Origin of the sequence: Glaciihabitans sp. INWT7 (assembly GCF_014217685.1) — a bacterium.
In the GTDB taxonomy this organism is placed as follows: Bacteria; Actinomycetota; Actinomycetes; order Actinomycetales; family Microbacteriaceae; genus Lacisediminihabitans.
Window position 1 is genome coordinate 2,026,760 of record NZ_CP043653.1, and the last position, 21,514, is coordinate 2,048,273.

Here is a 21,514-nt window from a genome sequence, read left to right on the forward strand (position 1 = left end):
CGCCTATACAGAACCGGAGAACGCCATGGCGCTCGAAATCTCGCGAAGTCAGATTCCCGACAAGCCCGCCCTCGAAGGGCTCGAAGCCAAATGGGATTCGGCCTGGGAGGCTGCCGGCACACACCGGTTCGACCGAGAGAACGCGACCAAGGACAACGTCTTCTCCATCGATACCCCGCCGCCCACGGCATCCGGGAGCCTGCATATCGGGCACGTCTTCAGCTACACCCACATGGATCTCATCGCGCGGTACCAGCGCATGCAGGGCAAGAACCTTTTTTACCCGATGGGTTGGGACGACAACGGCCTGCCCACCGAACGCCGCGTGCAGAACTACTACGGTGTGCGCTGCGACCCGACGCTGCCCTACGACGCCGGGTTCACCCCGCCGCTCGAGGGGGGAGAGAACGCGTCGTCCAAGGCCGCCGACCAACTGCCGATCTCCCGCCGCAATTTCATCGAACTGTGCGAGAAGCTGACCGCAGAGGACGAGACTCAGTTCGAGGATGTCTGGCGCAAGCTGGGACTCAGCGTGGACTGGACACAGAGCTATCGCACCATCGGCGATGAGGCACAGACCGCAGCCCAGCGCGCGTTCCTGCGCAATCTCGCTCGCGGCGAGGCCTACCAGGCGGATGCCCCGACCCTGTGGGACGTGACGTTCCGCACTGCCGTAGCCCAGGCCGAGCTCGAAGACAAGGAGCAGCCGGCGGCGTACCATCGCCTCGCCTTCCACGCCCCTGACGCCGACGTGTTCATCGAGACCACCCGACCGGAACTGCTTGCGGCGTGTGTCGCGCTCGTTGCGCATCCAGACGACGAGCGATACCAGCACCTCTTCGGCACCACCGTGAAGACCCCGCTGTTCGGCGTCGAGGTTCCCGTGCGTGCTCATCACCTCGCCCAGAAGGACAAGGGGTCGGGCATCGCCATGGTCTGCACCTTCGGCGATGTGACCGACGTTGTCTGGTGGCGCGAACTCGATCTGCCGAACCGCACGATCATCGGCCGGGACGGACGCATCGTCGCGGATGCCCCAGCGGCGATCACCGGCGAGAGCGCACTTGCGGCCTACGCAGAGCTCTCCGGCAAGACGGTCTTCAGCGCCAAGGCGAAGACCGTGGAGTTGCTGAAGGCGAGCGGGGAGATGATCGGCGACCCGAAGCCGATCGTGCACCAGGTCAAGTTCTTCGAGAAGGGTGACAAACCCCTCGAGATCGTGTCGACCCGGCAGTGGTACATCCGCAACGGAGCTCGAGACGAGACGCTGCGCGACACCATGCTGGAGCGCGGCAGGGAAATCAACTTCGCGCCGGACTTCATGCGGGTGCGCTATGACAACTGGGTCAATGGCCTCACCGGCGACTGGCTCATCTCCCGCCAGCGGTTCTTCGGCGTGCCGATCCCGGTCTGGTACGAGCTGGATGCCGAGGGCGAGAAGGGTGCCGTGATCGTGCCCGGCGAAGACGCGCTGCCGGTCGACCCGGCTTCCGCCCCCGCGCCCGGATTCGACGAGAGCCAGCGCGGCGTGCCCGGCGGTTTCATCGGCGAGGTCGACATCATGGACACCTGGGCCACCTCCTCCCTCACCCCGCAGATCGCGGGCGGCTGGGAGCGGGATCCGCAACTCTTCCACCTCGTGTTTCCCTACTCGCTGCGCAGCCAGGGGCAGGACATCATCCGCACCTGGCTGTTCTCCACAATGCTGCGGGCACAGCTGGAGAACCACAGCGTGCCGTGGAAGAACGCCGGCATCTCCGGTTTCATCGTCGACCCCGACCGCAAGAAGATGTCGAAGTCCAAGGGCAACGTCGTGACGCCCGCAGGCATGCTCGACGAGCACGGATCGGATGCGGTGCGCTACTGGGCCGCGTCGAGCCGGCTGGGCACGGACGCGGCTTTCGATCCGCAAAACCCCAAGCAGATCAAGATCGGTCGACGTCTGGCGATCAAGGTGCTGAATGCCGCCAAGTTCGTCTACGGCTTCCCGGCGCCCGCGGAGGGCCTCGCCGATTCGGTCACGCACCCCCTCGACATCGACATGCTCGCCGAACTCTCGACGGTCGTGGAGGCTGCGACCGCCGCCTTCGACGCCTTCGACCACGCCAAGGCCCTCGAAGTGACCGAGAAGTTCTTCTGGACCTTCTGTGACGACTACCTCGAGCTCGTGAAGGAACGGGTCTACTCGACCGACTCCCCGCAAGGACAGGCCTCCGCTGTCACCGCGCTGCGCTCGGCACTCGAGGTGATGCTGCGACTGTTCGCACCGTTCATCCCCTTCGCCACCGAAGAGGTGTGGTCGTGGACCCACGACGGTTCGGTGCATGTCTCCGAGTGGCCCACCGCGCCGACCGAAGCCAAGCCCACCGGTCTGTTGGCCCTCGTCGGCGAGGCGCTCATCGGCATCCGACGCGCGAAGACCGATGCGAAGGCATCGCAGAAGGCGGATGTCACGTCTGCCACGATCGGCGGGCCGGCCCAGCTGCAACTCGCCCTGGACGATCTTCGGGACGTGGGACGCATCGCCACCATCGACTTCGTCGAGTCCACCGAGATCACGGTGAGCGATGTCGTGCTCACCCCGACACCATTGGAGAACTGATCATGCAGATGGGAACCCGTTGGGCGGTCGGTGCCGAGGCACCGTCCCGCCTCCCCCAGCTGGTCGTCGATGCGGTGAAGGCGATCGAGGTCGACCTCGAAGGGGTCGACACGAGCCTGCTGCGCTGGACGCTCACCTGGCTGGAGGGAAACCCCGTCGTCGAATTGGATGATGGCACGGTCATCCGCTATTCCGGCGGCGAGGTCTTCATCGTCGCGTCGACCGACTGAGCCTCGACCGGGAAGGTGCCTGCAGACAGGACTCGGTTTCCCCTTCGAGCCCCGTCTCTAGCAGAGCCCGGATCGCTCATGGCGCTAGCTTGCAGCAGAGCTGGGTTACCGCGACGAGCTCGACTCTCGAGCGAGCGGCTGCTCCTCGCTGCTAGACGAGTCGAATCGGGCCGAGCGGGCACGCCTTCTCACGCGCATCGCGATCGAGGGCATTGCGGTTTCGCAGCACGGCCTCTTCGTACGGCACGATCGAGCGGTCGGCGCGCTTGCGCGCCCACCGGAGCATCGCCACGCTGACCCGGATCACGATGCGGTCGAAGCCTCGCGGCTGCGCGCGACGAGAGCCGCGAAGGGTTGAGGGAAGGGCGGTGGAGTGCTGGAGCGCGACTGCTGATGTCATTGGTTTTTCACCTCCTCGTTAGGGCAAATCTAGGGTCGGCCACCGACATTCTCGGGGCCGGAATCAGGTCAGTCTTCGGTTGGTGTTGCCACACCGTCGACGATCGGGAAGGCATCGAAATGGATGAGTACGGGGCGTGCGCCAGGCGCATCCTTTCCGCGGAATCTCTCGACGATATCCTCGAGAAATTGCTCGATCGCGCCGCTGACCTCCGCAAGTTGTTCTGCGGTGAGCCTCAGGTTCGAGGAGCTGAAGACGGCCGGGTCGGTCCATTCGTGCGGCAGGATGTCCCAGCCGCGCTGCGCGAAGTCGAGAACCAATTGCGATCGGTTCTGCTCCCACTGCGTGAGCACCAGGCTCGACGCTGCCCGCCCGGTGGGCGTGTCGGTGATGGTGCGGTCTGAGATCGTGATGCCTCCGGGCATTCGCTCCCACCAGCGCTCGCGACCGGTGCCCTTCCCGGTGACCTCGCGCACGAAGCCATGCCGCTCGAGCTGGCGAAGGTGGTAGCTGGTCGCGCCGCTCGACTCCCCGAGACGCTCTGCCAGCCCGCTTGCGGTGAGGCTGCCGTGAGAGGACAGCACGTCGACGATTCGCACCCTCAAGGGGTGAGCAAGCCCTTTGAGCGAGTCGAGGTCGATCTCCCGAAGCTCCGGGAGGCTTCGCCCATCCGTCTGTTCATCCATGAGGAGAACGTATCAGTGCAAAGATTTCTTTGCAACACTTTCTTTGCAATTGTTCCTTTGCACTGGGTCACCCTAGGCTGGAGGGATGGTTGAACAGAATCCTTTCTTCGCGCCCAGCACCCTCCCTTACGGTCTTCCGCCCTTCGCGGACATCACGGACGACCACTACCGCCCGGCCTTCGAACGCGGCTTCGAGGAGCAACTCGCCGAGATCTCGAACATCACCCGTCGCCGTGACATGCCGACATTCGAGAACACGATGATCGCCCTCGAGAAGTCCGGCCAGACCCTCGAACGCGTCGCCACGGTCTTCTTCAACAAGAGTTCGGCCGACAGCACCGACTTCACGAACGACCTCGAAGAAGAGATCGCTCCGCTGCTCGCGGCCCACTCCGACGCCATCAAGCTGGATGCCCAGTTGTATTGGCGCATCAAGACCCTGCACGACCAACTCGATCAGCTCGATCTCGACGCGGAGTCGCGATACCTGGTGGAGCGGTACTACGCCGAGTTCACCCTTGCCGGTGCGGGGCTCGACGAGGCGGAGAAGGCGAAGCTGCGCGAGTTCAATCAGAAGCTCTCCACTCTCACGACCCGCTTCGAGAAGAATCTGCTGGCCGACACCAACGAGCTCGCCGTCGTGATCGACGACGTCGCAGACCTCGATGGCCTCGAGGCTGGCGAGATCTCCGCGGCAGCAGAGGCCGCAAAGGACCGCGGCCTCGAGGGCAAGTACCTCGTCACCCTGGTGCTTCCGACGGGACATCCATACCTCGATGCCCTCACGAAGCCCGCGGTGCGGGCGCGGATCATGGATGCCTCCCGTGCGCGTGGAAGCCGCGGAGGCGCCAACGACAACCGCGAACTGGTGCTCGAGATCACCCGCCTTCGTGCCCAGCGGGCGAGATTGCTCGGCTTCGGCAACCACGCCGCGTACGTGACCGCGGACGAGACCGCGAAGACGCCCGAAGCGGTCGCCGCGATGCTCGGACGACTCGCGCCCGTCGCGGCCCGCAACGCTCGCGCGGAGCAGGATGACCTGCAGGTTCAGGTGACGGACGGCGCGCCGATCACGGCCGCCGACTGGGCCTTCTATACCGAGAAGGTGCGCATCGCCAAGTACGACGTGGACACCGCGCAGATGCGTCCGTACTTCGAGGCCGAGCGGGTGCTGCACGACGGAGTCTTCTTCGCCGCGAACCAGGTATATGGGGTCACCTTCACCGAACGAGAGGACCTCAAGGCGTACCATCCGGACGCCCGCGTCTTCGAGGTGCACAACGACGACGGTTCTCCCGTGGGGTTGTACGTGCTCGATCTGTACACCCGCGACTCGAAGCGCGGCGGGGCCTGGATGAACCCGCTCATCTCGCAGAACACTCTGCTCGATCAGCCGGTGACCGTCGTGAACAACCTCAACGTGCCGAAACCCGCCGCGGGCGAACCAACCCTGCTCACCTACGACGAGGTGAACACCTTCTTCCACGAGTTCGGGCACGCCCTGCACGGATTGTTCGCGCGGGTGACCTACCCCAAGTTCGCCGGCACCAATGTGTTCCGCGACTTCGTGGAGTTCCCGAGCCAGGTGAACGAGATGTGGATGCTCTGGCCCGAGATCCTTGCGAACTACGCCGTGCACTACCAGACCGGTGAGCCGATGCCGGCGGCGTTCGTGGAGAAGATCCAGGCGTCATCCGCTTTCAACGAGGGTTTCAAGACCAGCGAGTACCTCGCTGCTGCGATGCTCGACCAGGCCTGGCACCGGCTCTCGGCCGACGACGCGGTCGACGATGTCGCCGAGTTCGAGGCCGAGGCCCTCACCGCCGCGGGGCTCGACAACCCGGCGGTGCCCACCCGGTATTCGAGCGCGTATTTCGCCCACACCTTCTCCGGCGGCTACGACGCCGGTTACTACTCCTACATCTGGAGCGAGGTGCTGGATGCCGACACCGTCGACTGGTTCACCGACAATGGCGGGCTCACGCGGGCGAATGGCGACCGCTTCCGCGACCGGCTGCTCGGTGTCGGCGGATCGAAGGATCCACTCGAGGCCTACCGAGACTTCCGCGGGCGCGACGCCGTGATCGAGCCGCTGTTGAAGCGTCGGGGACTGCTCGGCGCCTGATGCTCCAGCGCCTCTGAGTTGCACTCGCGCCCGCATGTCCGGGCGCGGGTGTTCTCACGGGCGCGGTGATGCCGCTCGTCTGCGCCAACCCAGCCAGAGCATGACGAGGGCACCCACCAACAGCCCCCAGAAGGCCGATCCGACTCCCCCGACGACGATTCCGGATGCCGTCACCAGGAAGGTGAGGATCGCCGCGAGCCGGTGTGCCGCCTCCTCCACCGCAGCAACGACCGCGCCGATCAGCGCACTGAGCAGCGCGAGCCCCGCCACCGCTTCGATGAGCAGGGGCGGCGACGCAGACACGAATGCCGTCGCGACTCCGGCGAGCAAGCCGAGTGCGATGTAGGTGACCCCCGCCGCGACGGGAGCGATCCAGCGTCTCGTTCGGTCCGGGGATGCTTCCGGGCCGGCGGTCAGTGCCTGGGTGAGTGCCGCGAAGTTGACGGTGATTCCGCCGAAGAGCGCCCCGACGCCCGACATCACCCCCGATGAGACGAGCGCCGATCGCACGGGAGCGCGATAGCCGAAGTTGTTGAGGATAGCGGCGCCCGGGATGTTCTGCCCGGCCATCGTCACAATGAACAGCGGGATCGCGAGACTCACGACAACGAGTGGATCGAAGACCGGCGCCACGAAGACGAGTTGCGGCGCGAGGTGCGCACCGGCGAGCCATCCGTCCCCCGCGGTGACCGCGAGCAGAATGCCGGCGAGCACGATCGCCGCGGGCACCGCCCAGCGCGGGGCCAGCCGGTACAGCAGGAGCCAGACCAGGATCACCGGGATCGCGAGCAGCGGGATTGCCACCGCCGCCTTCACCGGGGCGAGACAGAGCGGCAGCAGGATGCCGGCGAGCATGGCGCTGGACACCGGACGCGGGATGCGCCCGATGAGCCTCTCGAGGGCCGGCCAGAGTCCCACCAGCACGATGAGTGCTGCCGCGACGATGAACGCGGCGACCGCCTCGGCGAATCGCCCGGTCACGCCCGCCGTCGCGACGAGCAGAGCGGCCCCTGGCGTGCTCCAGGCGAACTTCACCGGAACTCTATAGACGGTGCTCAGCACGATCGAGAGCAGCCCCTGCACGACACAGATCACCAAGAGGCCGGAGGCCGACTGCGATTCGGTCGCCCCGACGGCGGCGAGCCCGGCGAGCACGATGGCGAACGAGCTCGAGAACCCGGTGATGGCGGCGACGATCCCCGCGATGATCGGCTGGACTATGGGCTATCGGGCTCTCTCGTCGACAATGGTGTGCCCAGCCTAGGGGCGGCAGCGAGCGGATGTCCCGGGCCAATCCTGCGCCGGTGGCCCGTGGGGCGGCTGGTCAGTGCGCGAGCGGTGTGCGGTGGCCCGGCGGCGCAGTTCGGCACCCCCGGGCGTTCGCGTACTAACGGTGCCGGCGTGCCAGCCCAGAATCTTCGCAGACGCCGGGTGTGTGGGAGAGGGCGAGCGAGCGGATCAGGCCGACTTCTCCTGGCGCGCTGCCTTGTGGTTCACGATCGTCGGCAGCGCGTTCTCGAGCACCGCCGCCTTCGTCACGATCACGCGGGCGATGTCGTCGTTCGACGGCACGTCGAACATGATCGGCCCGAGCACCTCTTCCATGATCGAGCGCAGTCCGCGCGCACCGGTCTGGCGCAGCACGGCGAGGTCAGCGATGGCCTCGAGCGCATCCTGTTCGAAATCGAGGATGACGCCATCGAGGTCGAACATGCGCTGGTACTGACGCACCAGGGCGTTCTTCGGCTTGGTGAGGATCTCCATCAGCGCGACCTGGTCGAGCGGAGTCACTGTCGCCACGACGGGGAGGCGACCGATGAACTCGGGGATGAGTCCGAACTTGTGCAGGTCTTCCGGCAGTACTTCACCGAAGAGGTTCACGTCGTCACCCTTGCTGTGCAGCGGGGCACCGAAGCCGATGCCCTTCTTGCCCGCGCGCTGGGAGATGATCTCCTCCAGCCCGGCGAACGCGCCGGCCACGATGAAGAGCACGTTGGTGGTGTCGACCTGGATGAACTCCTGGTGCGGATGCTTGCGGCCGCCCTGCGGGGGAACGGAAGCGACAGTGCCCTCGAGGATCTTGAGCAGCGCCTGCTGCACGCCCTCACCCGAGACATCCCGCGTGATGGACGGATTCTCGGCTTTGCGGGCGATCTTGTCGATCTCATCGATGTAGATGATGCCGGTCTCTGCGCGCTTCACGTCGTAGTCCGCGGCCTGGATCAGCTTGAGGAGGATGTTCTCGACGTCTTCGCCGACGTAGCCGGCCTCGGTCAGTGCCGTCGCATCCGCCACCGCGAAGGGCACATTCAGGCGCTTCGCGAGGGTCTGGGCGAGGTAGGTCTTGCCACAACCGGTGGGACCGATCAGCAGGATGTTCGACTTGGCGATCTCCACATCGTCGATCACCGCGTCGGCCGAGGCGATCGTATTGCGGGAGCGGATGCGCTTGTAATGGTTGTAGACCGCGACCGAGAGAGCCTTCTTCGCGGCCTCCTGCCCGATCACGTATTCCTCGAGGAAGTTGAAGATCTCGCGAGGCTTGGGAAGCTCGAACTCGCTGGAAGACTCCTCGCCGGCTTCGGCCAGGCGCTCTTCGATGATCTCGTTGCACAACTCGACACACTCGTCGCAGATGTACACGCCAGGACCGGCGATCAGTTGCTGAACCTGCTTCTGGCTCTTGCCGCAGAAGGAACACTTGAGCAGATCGGCGCTCTCACCTATACGAGCCATGCTCGGCCTCCTCCTGGTCTCGGCCTGTGCTGTGCCCCGCTGTCTGGGACCGCAGCCCTGCAATCAGCGGGTTGTCTGACACGACCGTGGGTCAGATACAGAGCCTAACGCGAGTAGACGACACTGTTCGCACCATGACGCGATTCGGCGTCGGCGAGCCGCCTCGTTCGCGGGGGTGTCGCCGCCGATCTAGACTTGTGGGGAGCCGAATGGCAGACGGACCGGGAGCGGGAATGACCACCAGATGGGCGCGATTCGCCCGCGGGTGGATCGCTGCGATCGTGTCGCTCTGTGTCGCGGCGTGCTCCCACGCCCTCGCCGGAGGAACGCTGCCGGCCACCGCCGGGCTCGCCCTGTGTCTCGCCTTCTCGGGCGCCGTCTGCGTGCTGCTTGCCGGGAAGACCCTGTCGCTGCTTCGCCTCTCCATCGCCGTCGTGCTCAGCCAACTGCTCTTCCACGGGCTCTTCAGCCTGCTGGCGGATGCTCCGCTCGGCGGGTCTACCGCGGCCGAGGCCGGAATGCAGCACGGCCACCAGATGGTGCTGCAACTCGGCTCCGCGACATCCGCGAGCCCCTCGATGAGTGCGGATGCCGACGTGGCGATGTGGATCGGTCACGCGATCGGCGCGATCATCACCATTGCCGCCCTGAGTTCCGGCGAGCGGGCCTTCTGGGCGCTGGCGCGGCTCGCCCGCCTCTGCATCTCGCGAATCGTGGATGCCGTGCTGCCGGTCGAGACTCCGACCCCCGCCCGATGCCGCGGGGCGGCCCGGGACGTCGTGGCGACTCCCCGCGCGCTCGTCTTCTCGATCCATCGGCACCGTGGACCCCCGGCGATTACTGCCGCCTTCTGAATTTCCGCCGGCACAGCCCGCGCGGCCACCATTTTCGACGCCCGTTCCGAATCTCCCGTGAGCGACGCTCCGGCGGATGCGGGTGTCACAAACCCAAGGAATGACATGAACAAGAGAACCCTGATCACCGCGACCGTCGCCGTCGGCGCCGGAGCCCTGCTCGCGCTCGCCGCGCCGCTGGCCGCCAGCGCGCACGTGGAAGTGACACCGAACACTGCCGCCGCGGGAACCTATGCGGACATCACCTTCCGCGTGCCGACGGAATCCGCGACCGCGACGACGACGAAGGTCGAGGTCGATATCCCGGCCGCGACGCCCTTTCCGAGTGTGAGTTACGTTGCCGTACCCGGCTGGGACACCGAGCTGGTGACCGAAACCCTCCCGAAGCCGGTGAAGGAGGACAAGACCACGATCACCGAGGCGGTGACCAAGGTCATCTGGACCGCTCAGCCCGGGTCGGAGATCAAGGAGAGCGAGATCCGTCAATTCACGCTGTCCGTCGGGGCCGTGCCCGACACCGGCAAGATCGTGCTCAACGCGGTGCAGACCTACAGCGACGGCTCGGTCGTCGAGTGGACCGGCACCGGTGAGAGCGCCGATCACCCCTCCCCCGTGCTGTACGTGAACGACAAGCCCGCCGCCGAGCACGATGCGGATGCCGTCTCCGCCCCCGCGGCAGCGCACGATTCGGAGGCCGCGGCATCGTCGTCGGCATCGTCGAGCGACACTCTCGCGCGCGTGCTCGGCATCGGTGGCCTCGTCGTCGGCGCGGTGGGCGTGGTGCTCTCCGTCGTCACCCTGCGTCGCAAGGCCACGGTCTAGGCCATGGCACGTCGCTCCCGGCTCCCCCTGGTGATGCTCGTTGCACTCGCGGCGATGCTGGGAGCGGTCGTGCCTGTCATCGGCGCGGCCGCCCCGGCCCAGGCGCACAACTACCTGGTGTCCTCCACGCCAAAGGCAGGCGAGATCCTCACCGCGCTGCCGAAAGATTTCGTGATCACGACCAACGACATCCTGTTGAACATCGACGGCAACGGCGCAGGCTTCGGCCTGCAGGTCACGGACGGCGAGGGCAAGTACTACGGCGACGGGTGCGTGAACGTCGAGGGCCCCGAGATGTCGACCACAGCATCCCTCGGCGCCGCCGGCACGTACACCGTGACCTGGCAGGCCGTCTCGACCGACGGTCACACCGTGTCGGACAGCTATCAGTTCACGTGGCAGCCACCCGCCGGCTTCACGCCCTCCACCGGCACGACGACGGTACCGGACTGCAACGGCACCGCCTCGGTGAACACCAAGCCCGCTGCGGGATCCGCCACCACCGGGGCAGCCACCGTCGACAGCGGCACCTTGAGTACCGTGCTGTGGATCGGTGGCGCCATCCTCGCGGTGGCCGCAGCGGTGATCGTGACCCTCGTGGCCACGGGGCGGAAGAAGAAGCCGAGCGCCTAGCCATACGCGCCACATAGCACGAAGGGCCCGGATTTCTCCGGGCCCTTCGTGTCGTACTGGCGGTACCTACTTGGTGATCGCCGGGATGTTCTTGCGCGAGGTCAGCACCTGGTCGACGAGGCCGTAAGCCAGCGCCTCTTCTCCGCTCAGGATGTTGTCGCGGTCGATGTCCTTGTTGACCTGCTCCATGGTGCGGTTCGAGTGGCGCGACAGCGTCTCCTCGAGCCAGGAACGCATGCGGAGGATCTCGCGGGCCTGGATCTCGATGTCAGAGGCCTGGCCGCGACCGGAGTCGCCCGTGGACGGCTGGTGGATCAGGATGCGGGCGTTCGGCAGGGCGAGACGCTTGCCCGGGGTTCCGGCCGCGAGGATGACCGCGGCGGCGGATGCCGCCTGGCCGAGCACCACGGTCTGGATCTGCGGTCGCACGTACTGCATCGTGTCGTAGATCGCGGTCATCGCGGTGAAAGAGCCACCCGGTGAGTTGATGTACATCACGATGTCGCGGTCGGGGTCCTGGCTCTCGAGAACGAGCAGCTGGGCCATCACGTCGTCCGCCGAGGCGTCGTCGATCTGCACGCCGAGGAAGATGATGCGGTCCTCGAAGAGCTTCGCGTAGGGGTCCTGGCGCTTGTACCCGTAGGCCGTGCGCTCCTCGAAGGTCGGGAGGATGTAGCGGGCCTCGGCCGTCGGGCCGGCGAGCCCGGTCGGCATGTTGTCGTTGAATTCCATGTCTCTGTGCCTGTCTCTACTTCTTGGTAACGGACTCGTCGGTGCCGCCGCCGCCGATGACCTCGGAGGCGAACTCCCGCAGGTGGTCGACGAAGCCGTACTCCAGGGCCTGCTGTGCGGTGAACCAGTTGTCCCGGTCGCCGTCGATGATGATCTGCTCCGGGCTCTTGCCCGTCTGCTCGGCGGTGAGCTCGGCCATGCGCTTCTTCATGTCGAGGATGAGGTTGGCCTGCGTCTGGATGTCGGCAGAGGTACCACCGAACCCGCCGGACGGCTGGTGCAACAGCACTCGCGCGTTCGGGGTGATGTACCGCTTGCCCTTGGTGCCGGAGGAGAGCAGGAACTGCCCCATCGAGGCCGCCATGCCGATACCGACGGTGACGATGTCGTTCGGCACGAACTTCATCGTGTCGTAGATCGCCATGCCCGCGGTGATGGATCCACCGGGCGAGTTGATGTAGAGGAAGATGTCACGCTTCGGGTCTTCTGCCGCCAGCAGCAGGATCTTCGCGCAGATCTCGTTGGCGTTGTCGTCACGCACCTCTGAGCCAAGCCAGATGATGCGGTCCTTGAGGAGTTGGTCGAAGATGCTCGAGACCAATGCCGGTTGGGCCATTGTTGCGCTCCATTTCAGTTTGTCGCTGGTGACGAATCTATCGGAGGCTCGGGGTCGAAACTGCCGTGTTCGCCGTGGGCAGAGCGCGCGGCGGCGGCACGGTCGGCCGTGGCGGCACAGCTGTGAGGTGAGGAGTCGTGTCTCCTGCTCGACCGCGGTCGGCCGGGCGACCTCGGACTCGTGATCACCGCTCGCATCATGTCGCGGCGATCACCCGCTCCGCCCCTCCCAGAATGCGCAGGAGATTCGCCACGAAGACCACCGAATAGTGAGGCGAGACACCTTTTCGTGGCGAAGGTCCTGCGTTTTCGGAAGTATGGGCGGGCACCAGGGGTGGCTCGGTCGGTCAGTCGCTGAGGTTGTCGCTGAGGATTCCGAGCACCGTCGAGCGCGCGGCGCAGGCACGATCGCCGAGCCGGGCCGCGATCACCTCCACGAGGGACTCGAGCAGGATCACGTGCGGCACGCGCGAGGTTTGCTCGAGCTCGTGCCGGAACGACCCGCTGGCCGGGGCGACCACGAGTGCGACATCCGCCAGTGATCCGAGCGGGGAGGTGGCGAAGGAGGTGATGACGACGAGTTTGGCCCCGGTGAGCTTCACGGCGCGCGGCGCGACCGATGGCTGGATGGCGCATTCGCGAGCGCGCTCGGCCTCCCGCCGGACGCCTTCCTTCCGATCGGCACCCGCACCGGCACCCTTCTCTCCCGCGTCACGGCTGCCGTGCTCCCCCGCATCGTCGAACCACCGGGCGACGCACCATTGGTGGTCGATCAACAGTCGATCGATGGCGGCATCGCGGTGCGCTCTGTCGTGGTCGGCCGCGCCACGGGCGCTGCGCTGCTCTACGGCGTGCGCGAAGCCGGACGGATGCGCGCGATCACGGCGTTTCCGCTGGCGGTGGCATCCGAATCCTTCTGCCGGTCCCTCGAGCAGCAGGCCCCACGGCTGCGCTACAACGCCGCGACGTCGGCGCTCGCGCCGCGGTCGGAGCTCTCGGCGAGCCTCCGCACCCAGTAGCCGAGGAATGCGGCACCCGCCTCATCGTGGATCGCATCGCCCTCGACGATGACCCGGTAGGGGCGCTCGAGGATGCCGTCCGTCGGGCGCACGTCGACGTGCGCCACGTCGTATCCCGCCCCATGGAGGTGGTCTGCCATCAGGTAGTCGCTACGGGAGTCCCCGACCGAACGCCACAGTGTGGGGAGCGGTCCGAGGCCGGCGAAGTAGTCGAGGGCACGTTCGGCGCCCCGGTCCTTGTCGAGCAGCACCGATTCGATGTCGGTGGAGATGATCGTGGATTCCAACCGGAATGGCACTCGACCCGCGGCATCCGGAGCCGATCGCGAACCGAGCTTCACACCGACGCCCGCCGCGGCGATGAGGGCGAAGCTCGCGTCGTTGAACCAGGCCTGGGCGTGCAGGTACGTCTCGGGCGAGACGTCGGTGCGCTGCTCGACCGAGATCATCGCCCGCTTCGTCTCGTCGAAGAACATCGTGTCGGAGAACCCGTCGGCCACCAGGGAACGCACCCCGTCGACGATCGAGGCCGGCGGCGCGACGCTCTGGTCGACGATGACTTCGCCCATCCCGGCGCTCGTGATGGGCGCCCAGGAGCCACCCTTCTCGAAGACTCCGAACATGCGCGCACCCGGCATGGCCAAGGCTTCGGAGAGCCCGACCCGCATCAGCGGCGCGATCACCTCATCGCGGATGAAGGTGTCGGCTCGACCGGTGATGAAAGCGATCGGCACGCCCGCGTCGGTCAGCGCCACGAGATCACCGAGAATGCTGGGAATGCGGATGCTGCGGCTCACCGGGCTCGCGAGAGGCCCGTCCACGTCGAAGAGCAGGCCGAGATCGAGCATGGTCTTACCTCCGGTTCGACGGCGATGCGATCGCCGTCGAACGCGGGGGATGGATCGGCACGACTACTTGTGGTCGTGTCCGTAGTGCTCGTTGTTGGCCGAACGGCCGTGGCTGTCCTTCGCGCCACCGTGGCTGTGGCCCTCGTGCTCGTCAGAGCCGGCACTCGCCTCGACGAAGTCCTCGTCATCGCCGGATCCGGTGACGGGAGCGGTGAACTCGGTCATGTCGACGTCGTCCCCGTTGGAGTCGACGACCTTCGCCTTCGACAGCACGATGGCGAGGGCCTTGCCGCGGGCGACCTCACCGATCATGCCGGGGATCTGGCCGTTGGAGTCGAGCACCTTGATGAACTCGCCCGGCTCCATGTTGTACTGGGCCGCACCCTGGATGAGGTACTGGGTGAGCTCGTCCTGGCTCACCTTGACCTCTTCGGCCTCGGCGATCGTGTCGAGCAGGATCTGGCTGCGGAAGGTCTTCTCGCTCGACTCGGTGACCTCGGCGCGATGCACCTCGTCCTCGAGACGGTTCTCGTTCTCGAGGTGACGGTGCACCTCGTCGAGCACGAGCTGCGGGGGAACGGGGATCTCGACGGACTCGAGCAGCTTGTCGACGACCTGGTCGCGCGCCTGGGTGCCCTGGCCGAACACCTTCGAGCGGCTCACCTGCACCTTGATGTCGTCCTTGAGCTCGCCGATGGTGTCGAACTGGCTGGCGATCTGGGCGAAGTCGTCGTCGGCCGCGGGAAGCTCGCGCTCCTTCACGGCGAGGAGCTTGACGGTGATCTCCGCGGACTCGCCCTCGTTGTCGCCACCGAGCAGCTTGGACTCGAAGACGGTGGTCTCGCCGGCGCTGAGGCCGTCGAGGGCCTCGTCGATGCCGTCGATCAGGTCGCCCGATCCGACCTCGTACGAGATGGCGTTGGCCGTGTCGACCTCATTGCCGCCGATGGTGGCGACGAGGTCGATCTGCGCGAAGTCCCCGGTGGTGGCGGGACGCTCGACGGTGATGAGGGTTCCGAAGCGCGAGAGCAGGTTCTGCAGCTCAGTCTCGACCTCCTCATCCGTCACCTCGATCGCGTCGACGGTGAGGGTGATCCCGTCCAGGCTCGGAACGGTGAACTCCGGGCGCACGTCGACTTCGACGGTCACCTCGAGGTCGCCGGAGAAGTCCTTCGTGCTCGGCAGGCCGGTGACATCCGCTTCGGGGCGACCGAGTGGACGGATCTTCTGCTCCTCGATGGCCTGACGATAGAACTTGTCGAGACCATCGCTCACGGCGTGGTTGAGCACCTCGTCGCGGCCGATACGCTGGTCGATGATGGGCGGCGGAACCTTGCCCTTGCGGAAGCCGGGGATGTTGACCGACTCGGCGATGTGGCTGTACGCGTGATCAATGCTGGGCTTGAGCTCATCGGGAGTGACTGAAATGCTCAGCTTCACTCGTGTCGGGCTCAGCTTCTCGACCGTGGTCTTCACGTTGGTTCTCCTGCTTGCTCTTTTGTGCGTGATTCTTGGGCAGTTCTACATGGGGATCGTGCGGGTGATGTCGGGATGACAGGAGTCGAACCTGCGACATCTCGGCCCCAAACCGAGCACTCTACCAAGCTGAGCTACATCCCGATGGGCCTGTCAGACCCGGTGGCCCAGCGGCGGAACGCCGAAAGGCGCCCGGAAATAGGCCTCGCCAAGCCTATCGCACCGATCCTGCGAGCTGGTTCTCGCATCCCCACTCATGTAATAAGGTGGTAACCGCGCAATCGGCCTCGGTCGGCAGCCCATGGGGATGTAGCTCAATGGTAGAGCCTCAGTTTTCCAAACTGATGGCGCGGGTTCGATTCCCGTCATCCCCTCCCATCCAGGCGTCACCCGCCCCTCGGTCTTTTTTCGCTCCTCAGTCTTCTTTCGCTCCTGGCGATCAGCGGCGAGACGTCACTTTCCGTGCCATTTGCGTGCGGAGAGAACCGGATGTGACGGCTCGGCTCTCATCGCTCCGGAAGGAGCAGTGGCAGAGGTGGCTCCGGCTGGGTTGACGCCTCCATCGGCTGGCGGCGCCCCCGCTCGCTCCGGTCGACCTCCGCACCCTTCGTCTCAGCGCACGTGAAGGTCGAAGCGTGTTTCATCGCGATGGGCCCTGAGCCCTCGACGGCTGCTGACGACGAGGGCCTTCGTCGAGCGGGACGTCGCGCCGTGCGTCGCCCTACCGCGGCGGTGACGATCGTGCCGGCCCCGTGCGACGCCTGCCCGTCTTCGAGCGAGGGTCCTCCTCGGCCCGACGCGAAAGGTCGAGCACGGATTCCCTCCCCGATGTTTCGTTCATGTGTCGCCGAAAAACACGGGAGGTAACAAATCCGGATCTTCTCGATTTTGCACTTCTGAGTCGACGGAAAAAGGATTAGGGTCTGGACTCTAGACCAAAAGAGGGTTCATGCTGACCGAGCTCGATCACGTCATCGCGAGCAATTCCGAGCGCGCTTTTCAGTTCTTGGAAGACCTGGTGCGCGCGCCGAGCACGGTGGGTCGTGAACAGTCCGCACTCGACGTTTTCGCCGCAGAGATGCAAGCCATCGGGCTCCAATCCGAGAAACTCGCGTTCCCGAACACTCCCCTCCCCCACTCGCGCGCGGGGATCACCCAGCCCGAGTCCATCGATGCAGGGGCCCGGTACCAGTTGCTCGCCCGCACGCCCGGTGAGGGTCCCCTGAAGTTGCTTCTGAACGGCCACATGGACGTCGTGCCGGCAATGACCCCGCACCTGTGGACCTCGCCTCCCTTCACACCCGAACGGCGGGGTGGTCGCCTCTTCGGCAGGGGAACGGGCGACATGAAAAGCGGATTCGCGATCGGCTCCCTCGCCCTTCGCGCCCTCGCTGAGGTAACACCGGCGCTCTTCTCCCAGCAGCGCCTGGGCTTTCTCGCGGTCATCGAGGAGGAGTGCACCGGCAACGGCGCGCTTCACTCGATCATCGATCACGGCATCACCGCCGACGAAGTCGTGCTGCTCGAACCAACCGATCTCGGGCTCATGGTCGGTGGGGTCGGAGTGCTCTGGATCGATGTCGACGTGACCGCTCTCTCCGGCCATGCCCAGGAGGCCAACCTCAACGCGAACGCTCTCGAGCTGGGGATGAAGGTGTTTCACGGCCTGACCAGGTGGTCAGAACAACTCGCGAGCACGCAACCGGAACCGAGTATGGCGATCGGCGAGAACCCCTACAACGTCAATCTCGGCAAGGTGCATTCCGGCGACTGGACGTCGACGGCGCCGTCGACGGCGACCTTGAGCATTCGCGTCGGATTTCCCCGAGCGTGGACTCCCGACACTGCAGAGAAGGAAGTTCGCCGCGCCATCGCCGAGCTGGTCCAAACGGAGACCGACTTCGCTTCTCCTCCCCGAGTGACTCTCACCGGTTTCCGGGCCGACGGATACCTGCTTTCCACAGACTCGCCACTGGTGAGAGACCTCAGTGCCGCGCACTTCGACGCGCACGGCACACTGCCGACGGCATTCACCCTCGGAAGCACCACCGATGCGCGCACCTACCTCAACGGGTTCGGGATTCCCGCCGTGTGCTACGGCGCAGTCGCTCACGACATGCACGGGGTCGATGAGTCCGTGGAACTCGAGAGCATCGTCGCGGCCGCGCGCACGCTGGCGCGCTTTCTTCTCGCCCGATTCACGCGAGAGACGCAATCATGATGGCCCCAGAGGCGGGATCGGAGGCTTCTCTCGCCGCGAACGACACCGCCGCCGCGAACCTCTCCTGGGGAAGCCCCATCGTGGCCCGGCACGTCGCCGACGATGTTGTCGACCGGCTGATCACCGCGATTGCACTCGGTCTATATGTCCCGGCACAACAGCTCCCGACCGAACGCGAACTCGCGTCGATGCTCGGAGTGTCGCGCACCTCGGTGCGCGAAGCACTCGGGCAGCTCACCGAAACGGGTTACCTCGAGGTGCGCCGCGGACGCAATGGCGGGTACTTCGTGCTCTCCACCTGGGGGCCGACGTCGGCCGAACACGTTCGCCGTCATCTGATACCGAAGTGGTCGGAGTTCGAGGAGCTGTTCGACGCCCGCACTCTGCTCGAACCGCTCATCGCCCGCACGGCTGCTCTTCGGCACACGGAAGAAGACGACATCAGGATTCAGGCGGCCCTCCAGGCCTACCAGGATGCCCCGAACCACGACGCCTCCCGCAACGCCGACTCGATGCTGCACCGCGCGATCGCGGAGGCCAGCCACAATCAGCTACTGGTGAACCTGTCGGTAGACCTTCGCACGAAGATCAGCCTGAACCTCGGGGCGGAGCCGTACACCGATTCGGTGCGCCAGACCGCCATCCACCAGCATCATGACCTCGTGCAGGCGGTCATCGAGGGAAGGGTCGACGACGCCGGCGACATCGCAGCCCTTCACTTCGTGCTCTCCGAAACGCTGATCCGGGATCTGATCGCGCGCGCGGAACGAGACAACGAGAAGGAGGGTGAGCGATGACCTCCCGCTTCGCTTTCGTCGTGCGCAGAATACTGCTCACGATTCCGGTGCTCCTCATCATGAGCATCGTGGTCTTCCTGATCATCCGGCTGGTGCCGGGCGATCCGGTGCGCACGATGCTCGGATTCCGGGCGACAGCCGCGAACGTCGCAGAGATCCGTCACCAGCTCGGGCTCGACAAGAATCTCCTCGAGCAGTACCTGAACTGGATCGGAGCCCTCCTCCACGGGGATCTCGGCACCGACATCGTCAGCCATGCCTCCCTGGCCGAGTTGCTCTCCCAGCGACTGCCGGTCACCTTCGAACTCGCGGGGCTGTCCATGCTTCTTGCCGTCGCCATCGGCGTGCCGCTCGGAGTCCGCGCCGCCGTCGGGGGTCGTTGGGTTCGTCGGCTCACCGAGGGTTTCGTCATTCTGGGAGTCAGCATCCCGGACTTCTGGCTCGGAATCATGCTCGTGCTTCTCTTCACGGGCACTCTCTCGCTGCTGCCCCCGTCCGGCTATGTGCCATTCACCGAGAACCCTCTCGACAATCTCCGCTACATGATCCTGCCGGTGCTGACTCTTGCGGTGGGCGAGGCCGCCTACATCCTGCGCACGACCCGCGCTGCAGTGTCGACCGTTCTCGACCAACCGTTCGTGCTGTTCCTCCGTGCGAAAGGGATTCGTCCCGGCCGCATCGTGTTCGGGCATGCGCTCAGGAACGCCGGCCCGGCCATCGTCACCGTCATCGGAATCCAATTCGGAGTGTTGCTCGGAGGGGCCATCATCATCGAGACCCTCTTCGCTCTGCCCGGCGTGGGCAAACTCATCGTCACGGCGATCAACCAACGGAACTACCCCACGGTCCAGGTGGGCGTCCTCGCCATCGCGACGACATTCATCGTCATCTCCCTGCTCACCGACCTGATCGTCGGCTGGCTCGACCCGCGTGTCTCGGACGGAGCCTCCACATGACCACGACCCTCGTTCCCGACACGACTTCGGCGGGGATACGACCACCTCGCAGACGACGTCGTGCGGCGAACCGTTTTATTCTGGCTGGCCTGCTGATTCTCGCTGCGCTCGCCATCGTCGCGATCATGGCGCCGATCCTCGCGCCGCACGACCCGGAAACCGTCGAGGTGAGCAGGGTGCTCGGCGCCCCCAATCTGCAGCATCCCTTCGGCTCGGATGTGCTCGGACGAGACGTGCTCAGCCGGGTTCTCTTCGGTTTGCGCGTCAGTCTCCTCGTCTCCATTTCGGCGGTCCTCGTCGCCACACTCGTGGCCGTACCGCTCGGACTGGCCGCAGGCTACTTCGGCAGCTGGGTGGACACAGCGATTTCCCGCACCCTTGACATGGTCCTGATCCTGCCGGCCATGCTCCTGGCGATAACGCTGATCGCGATCCTCGGCCCGGGAAGCACAGTCGCCGGCCTCGCTATCGCCGTCATCTACCTGCCCATCCTGGCCCGGGTGATGCGAAGCAGCACCCTCGTCGTGACGCGCAACGACTATGTGGCCGGAGCACGAGCGCGGGGAGCGAGTCACCTTCGTATCATCGGCACCCACGTGGCACCGAATGCGATCGGCCCGGTCATCGTGCAGGCGTCGATTCTCAGCGCATTCGCCCTTCAACTCGAGGCGGGACTGAGCTTTCTCGGACTCGGCACCCAGCCGCCTACCCCGTCGCTCGGAGGCATGCTGGCCGACGGACGGGATGTCCTGATCCAGGCTCCCTGGGTCGAGATCTTCCCCGGTCTGGCGATCGTGATCGCGGTGCTAGCGTTCACGCTTCTCGGCGAGGGTCTTCGTCGCGCCTTCGATCCGGCAGGAGTGGCCGAATGACCGACATCCTCGCCCTCTCCCAGGTATCCGTGCGCTTCGGCGCACAGCCCGAACCTGCCGTGCGCAACGTGTCGCTCACCCTCAACCGCGGCGAGATCTTCGGGATCGTCGGCGAAAGCGGCAGCGGCAAGAGCACCCTGGCGAACGCCGTGATGAGCCTGCTTCCGACGATCGCCCAGACGACCGGAAGCATCTCCGTGAACGGGCGGGAGATCACACACCTCGACACAGCCGAACTCCGAAACCTGCGCGGCAACGAAGTCGCGATGATCTTTCAGGATGCCTCCGCGAGTCTCGATCCCACTTGGTCGGTCGGTGACCAGATCGCCGAGACCCTTCGCGCGCACAGTCGCATCTCCCTGCGGGAAGCGAAGGCGCAAGCAATCCAGCTCATGAGCGAAGTGGGTATCCCCGAACCCGCCTCCCGCTATTCGGACGCTCCCCACCGCCTTTCCGGCGGCCAACGGCAGCGAATAGTCATCGCCGCCGCCCTGGCGAACCGGCCGCAGCTACTTATCGCGGACGAACCGACCACGGCACTCGACGTGACCATCCAGGCGCAGGTCCTTCAGTTGATCGACACGCTACGGACCGCCCACGGCACCACCGTTCTGCTCATCACCCATGACCTCGGCGTTGTCGCACAGGTCTGCGATCGAGTGGGGGTGATGTACCGGGGAGAACTCATCGAGGTGGCGGAGACGACGGATCTCTTCAGCGCACCCCGACATCCCTACACGCGCGCACTCCTTGCCTCCAACCCGGCTGGCGCTCCGCGCGGAAGCCGCCTTCCCGTGATCTCGGACGACTGGAGCGTCGACCGGGCGGCACCAGATGAGTCACTCCCCGAAACGGACGGCCGATAATGAGCTCCCTTCTAACGGTCGACA

Annotated in this window: 22 protein-coding genes and 2 tRNA genes; 14 read left to right on the forward strand and 10 right to left on the reverse strand. The window is 65.7% G+C overall.

Going from position 1 to position 21,514, the window contains the following annotated elements:
- Window positions 1-25: 25 nt before the first annotated feature.
- Both valS and F1C58_RS09840 read left to right on the forward strand, forming a co-directional pair.
- Window positions 26-2,602 carry a valine--tRNA ligase gene (gene valS, locus F1C58_RS09835; RefSeq protein ID WP_185200943.1) on the forward strand — a complete coding sequence of 859 codons (2,577 nt, stop codon included), beginning with the start codon at window positions 26-28 and terminating at the stop codon, window positions 2,600-2,602.
- 2 nt (window positions 2,603-2,604) lie between these two features.
- Entirely contained in the window at window positions 2,605-2,832 is a 228-nt protein-coding gene (locus F1C58_RS09840; protein ID WP_185200944.1) for a hypothetical protein, read from the forward strand.
- 151 nt (window positions 2,833-2,983) lie between these two features.
- Here F1C58_RS09840 and F1C58_RS09845 read toward each other — a convergent pair whose 3' ends face one another.
- Entirely contained in the window at window positions 2,984-3,232 is a 249-nt protein-coding gene (locus tag F1C58_RS09845; protein WP_185200945.1) for a hypothetical protein, read from the reverse strand.
- A gap of 68 nt (window positions 3,233-3,300) precedes the next feature.
- Complete coding sequence (locus F1C58_RS09850; RefSeq protein ID WP_185200946.1) at window positions 3,301-3,918, reverse strand: transcriptional regulator; 618 nt, start codon at window positions 3,916-3,918, stop codon at window positions 3,301-3,303.
- Between the two features lie 85 nt (window positions 3,919-4,003).
- Here F1C58_RS09850 and F1C58_RS09855 point away from each other — a divergent pair, with 85 nt between their 5' ends.
- Complete coding sequence (locus F1C58_RS09855; RefSeq protein ID WP_185200947.1) at window positions 4,004-6,043, forward strand: M3 family metallopeptidase; 2,040 nt, start codon at window positions 4,004-4,006, stop codon at window positions 6,041-6,043.
- A 54-nt stretch (window positions 6,044-6,097) separates the two neighbouring features.
- On the opposite strand, the gene F1C58_RS09860 is transcribed toward F1C58_RS09855, so the two are convergent.
- Window positions 6,098-7,198: a benzoate/H(+) symporter BenE family transporter gene (locus tag F1C58_RS09860; protein ID WP_255461059.1), complete on the reverse strand. Its 1,101-nt coding sequence runs from the start codon at window positions 7,196-7,198 to the stop codon at window positions 6,098-6,100.
- On the opposite strand from F1C58_RS09860, the gene F1C58_RS16985 reads away from it, so the two are divergent.
- Window positions 7,095-7,307: a hypothetical protein gene (locus F1C58_RS16985; protein WP_255461401.1), complete on the forward strand. Its 213-nt coding sequence runs from the start codon at window positions 7,095-7,097 to the stop codon at window positions 7,305-7,307. The genes F1C58_RS09860 and F1C58_RS16985 overlap by 104 nt on opposite strands.
- 194 nt (window positions 7,308-7,501) lie before the next feature.
- On the opposite strand, the gene clpX is transcribed toward F1C58_RS16985, so the two are convergent.
- On the reverse strand, window positions 7,502-8,779 hold the full coding sequence (gene clpX / locus F1C58_RS09865) for an ATP-dependent Clp protease ATP-binding subunit ClpX (protein WP_185200948.1): 1,278 nt from the start codon (window positions 8,777-8,779) through the stop codon (window positions 7,502-7,504).
- 233 nt (window positions 8,780-9,012) lie between these two features.
- Here clpX and F1C58_RS09870 point away from each other — a divergent pair, with 233 nt between their 5' ends.
- From F1C58_RS09870 to F1C58_RS09880, 3 genes are all read left to right on the forward strand, one after another.
- Window positions 9,013-9,633 carry a hypothetical protein gene (locus tag F1C58_RS09870; RefSeq protein WP_185200949.1) on the forward strand — a complete coding sequence of 207 codons (621 nt, stop codon included), beginning with the start codon at window positions 9,013-9,015 and terminating at the stop codon, window positions 9,631-9,633.
- A 105-nt stretch (window positions 9,634-9,738) separates the two neighbouring features.
- Window positions 9,739-10,455, forward strand: a complete 717-nt coding sequence (locus F1C58_RS09875; RefSeq protein ID WP_185200950.1) for a YcnI family protein — start codon at window positions 9,739-9,741, stop codon at window positions 10,453-10,455.
- A gap of 3 nt (window positions 10,456-10,458) precedes the next feature.
- Window positions 10,459-11,088 (forward strand): copper resistance CopC family protein, encoded by a 630-nt coding sequence (locus F1C58_RS09880; protein WP_185200951.1) that lies wholly within the window; start codon window positions 10,459-10,461, stop codon window positions 11,086-11,088.
- Between the two features lie 66 nt (window positions 11,089-11,154).
- On the opposite strand, the gene F1C58_RS09885 is transcribed toward F1C58_RS09880, so the two are convergent.
- From F1C58_RS09885 to F1C58_RS09895, 3 genes are all read right to left on the reverse strand, one after another.
- Window positions 11,155-11,820, reverse strand: a complete 666-nt coding sequence (locus F1C58_RS09885; protein ID WP_304599268.1) for an ATP-dependent Clp protease proteolytic subunit — start codon at window positions 11,818-11,820, stop codon at window positions 11,155-11,157.
- Between the two features lie 16 nt (window positions 11,821-11,836).
- Complete coding sequence (locus F1C58_RS09890; protein WP_185200952.1) at window positions 11,837-12,436, reverse strand: ATP-dependent Clp protease proteolytic subunit; 600 nt, start codon at window positions 12,434-12,436, stop codon at window positions 11,837-11,839.
- Window positions 12,437-12,782: 346 nt separating this feature from the next.
- The gene (locus tag F1C58_RS09895) at window positions 12,783-13,211 is read right to left on the reverse strand and encodes a hypothetical protein (protein ID WP_185200953.1); all 429 of its coding nucleotides are present in this window, start codon (window positions 13,209-13,211) and stop codon (window positions 12,783-12,785) included.
- Between F1C58_RS09895 and F1C58_RS09900 the strand changes: the two genes are divergently transcribed.
- Window positions 13,200-13,454 (forward strand): hypothetical protein, encoded by a 255-nt coding sequence (locus tag F1C58_RS09900; protein WP_185200954.1) that lies wholly within the window; start codon window positions 13,200-13,202, stop codon window positions 13,452-13,454. The two genes, F1C58_RS09895 and F1C58_RS09900, sit on opposite strands and share 12 nt — an antisense overlap.
- On the opposite strand, the gene F1C58_RS09905 is transcribed toward F1C58_RS09900, so the two are convergent.
- The 3 genes from F1C58_RS09905 to F1C58_RS09915 form a co-directional block, all read right to left on the reverse strand.
- The gene (locus F1C58_RS09905; RefSeq protein ID WP_185200955.1) at window positions 13,388-14,302 is read right to left on the reverse strand and encodes a hypothetical protein; all 915 of its coding nucleotides are present in this window, start codon (window positions 14,300-14,302) and stop codon (window positions 13,388-13,390) included. The genes F1C58_RS09900 and F1C58_RS09905 overlap by 67 nt on opposite strands.
- A 63-nt stretch (window positions 14,303-14,365) precedes the next feature.
- Window positions 14,366-15,778, reverse strand: coding sequence for a trigger factor (tig, locus tag F1C58_RS09910; protein ID WP_185200956.1), 1,413 nt, complete (start codon window positions 15,776-15,778; stop codon window positions 14,366-14,368).
- Between the two features lie 70 nt (window positions 15,779-15,848).
- A tRNA-Pro gene (locus F1C58_RS09915) sits at window positions 15,849-15,922 on the reverse strand.
- Window positions 15,923-16,081: 159 nt separating this feature from the next.
- Between F1C58_RS09915 and F1C58_RS09920 the strand changes: the two genes are divergently transcribed.
- From F1C58_RS09920 to F1C58_RS09945, 6 genes are all read left to right on the forward strand, one after another.
- Window positions 16,082-16,152 (forward strand) — tRNA-Gly (locus F1C58_RS09920).
- Between the two features lie 575 nt (window positions 16,153-16,727).
- Window positions 16,728-17,999, forward strand: coding sequence for a M20/M25/M40 family metallo-hydrolase (locus F1C58_RS09925; protein WP_185200957.1), 1,272 nt, complete (start codon window positions 16,728-16,730; stop codon window positions 17,997-17,999).
- Window positions 17,996-18,796 (forward strand): FadR/GntR family transcriptional regulator, encoded by an 801-nt coding sequence (locus F1C58_RS09930; RefSeq protein ID WP_185200958.1) that lies wholly within the window; start codon window positions 17,996-17,998, stop codon window positions 18,794-18,796. Before F1C58_RS09925 ends, F1C58_RS09930 begins: the two co-directional genes overlap by 4 nt.
- The gene (locus F1C58_RS09935; RefSeq protein ID WP_185200959.1) at window positions 18,793-19,752 is read left to right on the forward strand and encodes an ABC transporter permease; all 960 of its coding nucleotides are present in this window, start codon (window positions 18,793-18,795) and stop codon (window positions 19,750-19,752) included. Before F1C58_RS09930 ends, F1C58_RS09935 begins: the two co-directional genes overlap by 4 nt.
- Window positions 19,749-20,624, forward strand: a complete 876-nt coding sequence (locus F1C58_RS09940) for an ABC transporter permease (RefSeq protein ID WP_185200960.1) — start codon at window positions 19,749-19,751, stop codon at window positions 20,622-20,624. Before F1C58_RS09935 ends, F1C58_RS09940 begins: the two co-directional genes overlap by 4 nt.
- On the forward strand, window positions 20,621-21,490 hold the full coding sequence (locus F1C58_RS09945) for an ABC transporter ATP-binding protein (protein ID WP_185200961.1): 870 nt from the start codon (window positions 20,621-20,623) through the stop codon (window positions 21,488-21,490). Before F1C58_RS09940 ends, F1C58_RS09945 begins: the two co-directional genes overlap by 4 nt.
- Window positions 21,491-21,514 lie beyond the last annotated feature (24 nt).